The sequence below is a fragment of the Pseudomonas sp. W22_MBD1_FP4 genome (assembly GCF_052113765.1).
GTDB lineage: Bacteria > Pseudomonadota > Gammaproteobacteria > Pseudomonadales > Pseudomonadaceae > Aquipseudomonas > Aquipseudomonas sivasensis.
In genome coordinates this window covers 1-7,661 of the sequence record NZ_JBGQOI010000051.1, presented here as the reverse complement: position 1 = coordinate 7,661, position 7,661 = coordinate 1, and the positions used below count along the sequence as shown (strand labels likewise).

Here is a 7,661-nt window from a genome sequence, read left to right as displayed (position 1 = left end):
CAACATGCCGTCCTCGCCGGGGCGCAGGAGGATGCGTTGGGATTTGGCCCAGGCGTAAGGGAGAAGGCTCACAAGGTATCCTCCTGACCGAGCACGGTCCAAATGTGGGAGGGGGCTTGCCCCCGATAGCGGTGGGTCAGTGTGTACATCTGTGGCTGACACACCCTCATCGGGAGCAAGCCCCCTCCCACATTCAAATCTTCATTTGGATTCATGGCCGTGCACCTACCGGTACAGCCCGAATCACCGCCCTCGGCCCCGGCTGCTGCCCGCCCGGAATCGCCTTCTCCACCGAAGGCAACTGCGGCGCCTGCACATCCGGCATCGCCCAACTGTGTTCCGGCTGCAACCCACCCTGCGCCCGACGCATAAACTCATAGCGGTTCAAGGTAATACTGCGCCCCGCCCCACTGTCGCGAATGATGTAAGGCCGCAAAAACACCATGAGGTTGGTCTTGCTCACACTGCGCTTCTCATTGCGAAACAACGCCCCCAACCCCGGAATGTCCGATAGCCACGGCACCGCGTCGTTGCTCTGGCTATAGCCATCCTGCAGCAACCCACCCAGCACCATGATCTGCCCGTCATCCAGCAGAATGCTGGTATCAATCGCACGTTTGTTGGTCACCGTCCCCGCCGCCACCGACGCCCGGGAATCCACACTGCTGACTTCCTGATAGATATCCAGCTTCACTGTGCCACCCTCGGAGATCTGCGGGCGCACGTTCAGCTTGAGCCCCACTTCTTCGCGCTGCACGGTCTGGAACGGGTTATTGCTGGTGCCCCCGCCGCCGGTCACATAACTGCCGGTGACAAACGGAATCGTCTGCCCCACAAAAATGCTCGCCGCTTCGTTATCCAGGGTCAGCAGGTTGGGCGTGGACAGCACGTTGGTGCCGCCCTTGCTCTTCAAGGCGCGGGCCAGCACCTTGAGGTCGAGCACCTTGCCGATCCCTGGAATATCCACGGTGCCGTTGACCAGACCGATGTTCAGGCCCTTGGGCAACACATCAATGCTGGTGGGACTGGTGGGCGTGCCATTCACACCGCTGCCGCCGAGGTTGACACCGCCAAACCCGCCTTTGCCCGCTAGGTTGCCGGCCTGCCATTGCACGCCGAATTCCGTGGCGTCGTCCTCGCCAACTTCGACGATCAGGCTTTCGATCACCACTTGGGCGCGGCGTTGATCGAGCATGTCGATCACTTCCCGCAGGTTGCGGTACAGCGGGTCCGGCGCGGAGATCAGCAAGGTGTTGGTGGTGGCGTCGGCCTGGATGGTTACGCCGCCGGCGCTGAACGCAGTGTCCTGATCCTTGGACGGGCTGGCGGTGGAGGGTGAATCCTGGCCATAGCTCGATTGCACCCCACTGCCGGTGGGCGTACCACTGCTGTTCTGCGCATTGCTGGCTTGCGTGGCGTTCTGGCCATTGCCGCCCATGGCGCTGAGTTTGCTGCGCGCCTCGTCGCTGACCCCGGCGTCACTCTCGCCGGTCAGCAACCCGCGCAGCGACTGGGCCAGCTTGCCCGCCTGGGCGTTACGCAGGTACACCACGTGCATGTTGCTGGGGTTGCTTTGGGCGTTGTCGAGTTTGTAGATCAAGTTGCGCGCCAGCTCCGTGCGCTCGGGGCTGCCGGACCGAATGATGATGGAGTTGGAACGCGGATCGCCAATCACATTGATCTTCTGGGTCTGGTCGGCCCCCTGGGTTTCCAGTAGCTCGGCGACCATGGCCGCGATATCGACAGCAATGCCGTTCTGGATTTGCACCACGTCAGTGTCGATGGCGCTGGGCGTGTCGATGCCACTGATGATCTGCGCGACCCGCGCGAGGTTTTCCGCGTAGTCGGTGATGACAATGCTGTTGTTACCGGGATAGGCGTTGATCGGGTTGTTTGGCGACACGATGGGGCGCAGCACCGGGATCAGGTTCACCGCGTTTTCGTATTGCAGGCGGAAGGTACGGGTCTGCATGCCGCTGCTGCCGGCGCTGTAGATCGGCCCGCCGAGCAACTTGGCATCGGCCTCCGGCACCACCTGGGCCACGCCGCCGACATCAACCACGCTGAACCCCTGCATGCGCAGCGCCGCCAACAGCATGTCGTAGGCCTGATGCGCGGGGACCTGGCCTTCGCTGACCAGGGTCAGGTTGCCTTTGACACGTGGGTCCACCAGGAACTGCTGACCGGTAGCACGGGACAGTGCGCGCACCACGGCCTGAATATCGGCGTCGACAAAATTGAGCTGCACCGGTTGGTCGCCCAGCGGATTACGTGCCTTGACGGTCGTCGGGGCCTGGCCTCGGGCGCTGTTGGTCACCCGGTGCTGTATGGCGGGTTTGGGGACAAGTTCGCGCTGGCGATCCAGCACGGTATCGCCGCCGCGGCGGGTCTCGGCCAACGGCTGGCCGAGTTCGCTGTCCACCAACAACGGCTTGGTGGCCTGCTGGGTGCTGCACGCACTGAGCGCCAGCAACAGCAGTGGCGCGGCCATACGAAAAGGGGGGACTGACCACTTCATGAAGCTTCCTTAGCGCCAAGCGCCTGATCCATGCGAACGGTCCCGGACACAGTGCCGGCCGAGGTGTCGACGGTGTCCGGGGCACGCTGCAAACGTGCCTCGGACACTTCCAGAGAAAAGGTTCGGGGATTGCCCAACAACCAGCCCACCACAGCGTCCGCCGGGGCGTTGTCGAAGGTCAGGCGCCAACCGCCAGCATCCAGCGCCTGCAACTGGTAATGCTCGCGCAGACCGGCGCTGTCCAAGGCCTGGCGCAGCGCAGCTTCGTCGGCGGGCCGAGGTGCTGTGACGTCCTGCAACAGCACCTGCAACGCGGCAGCCTGGGCGCGCAGCTTGGGGGTTTCGGCTTGCCAATAGTCGATCTTTTTAAGCGCGGGCTGGACCAGAATCAGCCAGGTCAACAGGCTCGCCAGCACCAGACCGGCCCCCACCAGCATGCGTTTTTCACGCAGGGCCAGGCCGTTCCAGAACACATGGGTCTGGCTGCGTACGCGGTGCCATTTATTCATCGCTGGCTCCAGGTTTTTCCGCGATCTGCGCGGGCGCAATGCTCCAGCCATGGTCGTCCCGTGTGGCGGAAAAACCTGCCTGGGCCAACGCGGCTTGCCACTCGCCCTCGGCCGCCGGGCTGCGGCTGTCAGCCAGCAGTTCCAGGTGCAATCGCCCCTGCTCGAAGGTCAGGGTGTCGACGCTGCCCACCATAAACGGCAGATGGCTGCCCACCAGTTGCAGCAGGCTGGGAAAGCGCTGGCCGGGGTCGGCGGCGGCGCCAGTCTGGCGTGCAGTCAGTTGCTGACGGGCCTGCTGCAACGGGTTGAGCACCACCGGCAATTCAGGAAACGCCTGGCGTACCTGCTGGCTCATCAACGCCTTGAGCCGCTGGCCTTCATCCGCCTGGCGGGCGGCGTACAGGTTGAGGCCGACCGTCCACACGACGGCAGCCAACGCGACACAGCCCAGCGCCCTGCCCCAGCCACCGCTGGACGCTTGGCTGAGACGCGCGTGCAGGCCCCAGCTCGGCACGGCACCGGCCCAACGCTGCGCCGCGTCCACCAGCGGTACATCGAGCGCCTGCAAACCCAGCGGGTGTACCGCCGCTTGTTGCAGGCTGTCGCGCGTCAACAAATAGCCTTCATCCAACGCCGCAGCCCCTACCGGCAAGGCATAGGGTGCGGGATACAGGCCGCGCAGTTTGAGTGGCGCCTGCGCCAGGACCTGGCTGAGTCGTTCCAGCCCAGCCTTCGGCACCCAACCAACCTGCACGCGGCCATCGCTTTCGCGCGGGCCGTGAGCCACTTGCATCTGTTCCACTGGGCCGAGGATCAACGCCTGGGCCGCGCAGGCCACGGCGGCATGGGTTTTGGCGGCAGGCAGTGGCGGCAATTCGAGGCTTGTCAGCAGGCTGTCGCAGGGGTGCAGAAAGCAGTCCACCGCGTGGCGGCCCTTGCCCAATTGCGCCAGGCTCTCATGACCTTCAGAGGCCACCGTGCCACGCTCCCACCAGGCCCACTTCACCCGGCTGTCCACACTCAATTCAGCCAGCGGCGGCAAGGCAATGCGCAAGCGTTTCATACGCCCACCCGCGACCAGATCACCTGGGGCCGGCGATTTTCCGGACGGTGCAGCAGCGCATCGAGGGTCACCCGACGTTGCTCCTGCCGCGCCTGGCCTTGCAGGCGAAACCACTCGCTGGTGATGCCGACCTGCACTGAGTCCACCGCCACCTGGGGCAAGTGCAGGCGATTGACGAAATCCCCCCGGTTGATAAACCAATGCCCGCCGTCACGCTCAGCTACCAGCGCCTGGGCCTGGGACAGACTCAGTTGGGGCACCACGGCGCTGAGCACTTCGGCGCGGGCGGTGTTGCCGTTGACCCAAGTCATGTCGGGCAGCACGCTGATATAGGTCTGCATGCGCTGCAACACCGCGGCGTCGAGGCCTTCCACACCGCTCAAGTCATCCAGGCTGCGCAGCATCGGGTACTTGGCGGGCATATCAAGTTGCGCATAGGACGCGATGACCCTCTGGCTGATACGCCGGCTCACCGCCGGGTCAACGCCGATCAGGCGGCACAGGCGTTCAAAACTCTGCAGTTGCTCGGCATCCACCCGCTGGCGATTGACCAGGTTGCGCAGGTTGAACTTGCCCTGCTCGTCTTCAACCCGACCTTCGAATGTGCCGCCCTGAGCGCGGGCCCAAGGCTGGTCAAGGCGGGTCAGCACGTCTTTCTGGCGCGCCTCCCACAGCATCTGTCGGCTGCGCTCAAGACCACCCTGCAGCAGCCACTGGCCCTGCGTGCGCATCTGCTCGGCTTCCAGGCTGCGGGTAAACACGGTCTGGCGCGTGAGCATGGCGCCGGCGATCACCGCGACCACGGCGGCGATCAGCAACGCGCTGATAATCGCCATGCCGCGCTGCTTCGCCGCTGGGGGCGAATACTGTTTCATGGCGCGCCTTACAACTGCCAGGAGCCAATATCGGCATTCACGCCATCGCCATCCGGCTGGCCATCGGCGCCGAGGGAGAACACATCGACTTCACCATTGGCGCCCGGGTTGAGGTAGTGATACGGGTGGCCCCACGGGTCATTCGGCAATCGGTCAAGGTAGGCGCGCCAGGTGTTGGTCTTGGCATCCGCCGGGCGTTCCACCAGCACTTTCAGGCCCTGGGTCATGTTCGGGTAAGTGCCGTGGTCGAGGCGGTAGAGTTTCAGCGCCTGCATCAAGCCGCCGATGTCCTGCCTGGCCGCCGTGGCCCGCGCCTGGTCCGGCCGGTCGAGCACCTTGGGCACCACCATCGCCGCCAGAATCCCGAGGATGACCACCACCACCATGATCTCGATCAAGGTAAAGCCACGCTGGCCGCGAGGGCCTGGCAATGGGGACGTTAGGCGCGCGATATCCATCTCGACATTCCTTGGGTTGGGTGCATTTCGTGGCGCAGTGTTGCAAGAACATATGTCAGTCGTATTGAAAATCCTCGGGAGGTTCGGTCGCCAATCGGTCAACTCGCGGCGCTAGTCTGCGGGCCTGTTTACGGGCTTTGAGAGCGCCATGTACGGCCATCGCAACGAGCAAGGATTTACCCTGATTGAAGTGCTGGTGGCGCTGGCGATCATTGCCGTGGCCATGGCCGCCGCTGTGCGTGTGGCCGGATTGATGACCCAGAGCAACGGGCTGCTGCGGGATAAGTCGATGGCGTTGCTGGCGGCCCAAAGTCGTCTGGCAGAGGTGCGCCTGGAGGGCGGCCTGCGCAGCGGCAAGAAGACCTTCGAGTGCGACCAGGGCCGCTTGAAGCTGCGGTGCGAACAGACCGTCAGCGCCGATGGCCCGCTCTTTCAAATCAGCGTGTTGGTGCTCGACGCCAGCCGTGAAGCGCCGCCCCTGGCGCGGCTCGCCACCCAGGTCATGGCCGAGTGAGGCGCGGCAACGCAGGGGCATCCGGCAACTTATCGAGGTTGACGCGCAGCTTCTCGCCACCGCGCTCAATCTCCACGCCATCGCCTTCGATAGCCGTCAGCCGCACGCCAGGGCTGAGGCGTTCACCCAAAAGAAAACTGCGCGGCGGGCCGTCGTTGAGGCTGAGGATCGCCACCGCACCGCGCGCGCCAGCGAGCACGCCAGTGACCTTGACCTGCAACGCCGTCGGCGCATTGGCAAACCATTGCAGCGCCGGGTTATCGCTGCGCGCCGCCAGAGCCTGCGGGGTGGCCTGGGGCGTGTGGGATTCGGCGGACGTGAGTAGCAGCGGCGTCCACACCACCCCGCCAGCCAAAGCCGCCAGCAACGCACCGATCTGCACGCCCTGGGCGGGTGAAAATCGCAGGGAAAAAGCCATGAGTGGGACCTCCTGTTTGTCCGTATCTCCAGCGTACAGGCCAATTCGCACGTTTTTATTTCACAACCTCGCCAGTTCAGCAGGTGCCCCACGATGAAACAGCACGGCTTCACTCTGATCGAGCTAATGGTGGTGCTGGTAATCATCGGCATCGCCAGCGCGGCCATCAGCCTGAGCATCAAGCCTGACCCGCTGCACCTGCTGCGCAAAGACGCCGAGCGTCTGAGCCAATTGCTGCAAGTGGCCCAGGCCGAAGCCCGCGCCGACGGCCGCCCGATTACCTGGCGCGCCGATGCCAAGGGGTTTCGCTTCAACCGTCGCCGTGATGACGGGATGGGCATGGAGGCGTTCCAGGGCGATGCCCAATTGCGCCCACGCTTATGGGAGAGCACGCCGATGCAAATCAACATCGAACCCCGGCAAACCCTGGTGCTCGATGCCGAGTGGATCAACCCACCCGTGCGTGTGGTGCTGTCCGACGGGCAACACAGCCTCAGCCTGCAACGCGATGCCGCCGGTTTGATGCGCGTGGTGAGCCAGCCATGAGTTCATCGCAGAAAGGCTTCACCCTGATCGAAGTGATGGTGGCGATCATGTTGATGGCGGTGGTCAGCCTGATCGCCTGGCGCGGCCTCGACAGCGTGACCCGCGCTGATCATCACCTGCAGGCGAGCACGGAACAGACTGAGGCGTTGTTGCGAGTGCTGAACCAGCTGCAGCGGGACATCAGCCTCAGGGCCAGCGTCGAACTGACCGCACCGACAGACGACGCCGATGGACTGGCCGCGGTGACGGTGCGCAGCTCTGACAGCAAGGGGTTTGAGTTGAGCGTGATTCGTCGTGCACCGGTCGCTGGGGATGGGCTGCAACGGGTGCGCTGGTGGCTCAAGGGCGACAACCTGTATCGCGCGGCGGCGCCTGCGCGGGATCGGTTTCCGTTGCCGGCGGCCAAGGATGGCGTGGTGGTGTTGACGGGGGTGAGCGATTTGCAGGTGCGGGTGTGGGAGACGGATAAGGGCTGGCGGCAGTTGAGTGGGAATCGGCGGGGGGATCCTTTGGGGTTGGAGGTTAGGTTGGTCAGGCAGACCGCTCAGGGGGTTGAGCGGTATCGGCAGGTTTTGGGGCCTTTGCGGGTGGGGGAGTGATTGGGGGCATATCCGTTATTTGGGTGATGGCCGCTTAGGGTTCCGCCCTTACGGCGGCTCACTTTGGAAAAGCCCCAAAGTAAGCAAAGGGCTCTTGCCCCAACACTCGGCACCTCGCCTAGGCTCGGTGTGCCCGCACTCCGGCTTGAATCCGTGGGCCG

General features: G+C 64.2%; 9 protein-coding genes. 3 read left to right on the top strand and 6 right to left on the bottom strand.

The window, feature by feature from the left end; all coding sequences use genetic code 11:
• Positions 1 to 211 precede the first annotated feature (211 nt).
• From gspD to gspG, 5 genes are read right to left on the bottom strand one after another with little or no spacing between them, the layout of a single operon-like run.
• On the bottom strand, positions 212 to 2,518 hold the full coding sequence (gene gspD / locus ACEN2T_RS29895) for a type II secretion system secretin GspD (protein ID WP_442117993.1): 2,307 nt from the start codon (positions 2,516 to 2,518) through the stop codon (positions 212 to 214).
• A complete protein-coding gene (gene gspM / locus ACEN2T_RS29890; RefSeq protein WP_122681462.1) occupies positions 2,515 to 3,027 on the bottom strand; it encodes a type II secretion system protein GspM in 513 nt (170 codons plus the stop codon). The genes gspD and gspM overlap by 4 nt, the downstream gene beginning before the upstream one ends.
• On the bottom strand, positions 3,020 to 4,090 hold the full coding sequence (gene gspL / locus ACEN2T_RS29885; RefSeq protein WP_442117992.1) for a type II secretion system protein GspL: 1,071 nt from the start codon (positions 4,088 to 4,090) through the stop codon (positions 3,020 to 3,022). The genes gspM and gspL overlap by 8 nt, the downstream gene beginning before the upstream one ends.
• Positions 4,087 to 4,965: a type II secretion system minor pseudopilin GspK gene (gene gspK, locus ACEN2T_RS29880; protein ID WP_164440450.1), complete on the bottom strand. Its 879-nt coding sequence runs from the start codon at positions 4,963 to 4,965 to the stop codon at positions 4,087 to 4,089. The genes gspL and gspK overlap by 4 nt, the downstream gene beginning before the upstream one ends.
• A gap of 8 nt (positions 4,966 to 4,973) precedes the next feature.
• Positions 4,974 to 5,423 (bottom strand): type II secretion system major pseudopilin GspG, encoded by a 450-nt coding sequence (gene gspG / locus ACEN2T_RS29875; protein ID WP_032885405.1) that lies wholly within the window; start codon positions 5,421 to 5,423, stop codon positions 4,974 to 4,976.
• A 148-nt stretch (positions 5,424 to 5,571) separates the two neighbouring features.
• Here gspG and gspI point away from each other — a divergent pair, with 148 nt between their 5' ends.
• Complete coding sequence (gspI, locus tag ACEN2T_RS29870; protein ID WP_032885406.1) at positions 5,572 to 5,937, top strand: type II secretion system minor pseudopilin GspI; 366 nt, start codon at positions 5,572 to 5,574, stop codon at positions 5,935 to 5,937.
• Here gspI and ACEN2T_RS29865 read toward each other — a convergent pair.
• Entirely contained in the window at positions 5,924 to 6,355 is a 432-nt protein-coding gene (locus tag ACEN2T_RS29865; RefSeq protein ID WP_032885407.1) for a type II secretion system protein N, read from the bottom strand. The genes gspI and ACEN2T_RS29865 overlap by 14 nt on opposite strands.
• A gap of 93 nt (positions 6,356 to 6,448) precedes the next feature.
• Between ACEN2T_RS29865 and gspH the strand changes: the two genes are divergently transcribed.
• The gene (gene gspH, locus ACEN2T_RS29860; RefSeq protein ID WP_032885408.1) at positions 6,449 to 6,901 is read left to right on the top strand and encodes a type II secretion system minor pseudopilin GspH; all 453 of its coding nucleotides are present in this window, start codon (positions 6,449 to 6,451) and stop codon (positions 6,899 to 6,901) included.
• Positions 6,898 to 7,500 (top strand): type II secretion system protein GspJ, encoded by a 603-nt coding sequence (locus ACEN2T_RS29855; protein ID WP_442117991.1) that lies wholly within the window; start codon positions 6,898 to 6,900, stop codon positions 7,498 to 7,500. The genes gspH and ACEN2T_RS29855 overlap by 4 nt, the downstream gene beginning before the upstream one ends.
• Positions 7,501 to 7,661 lie beyond the last annotated feature (161 nt).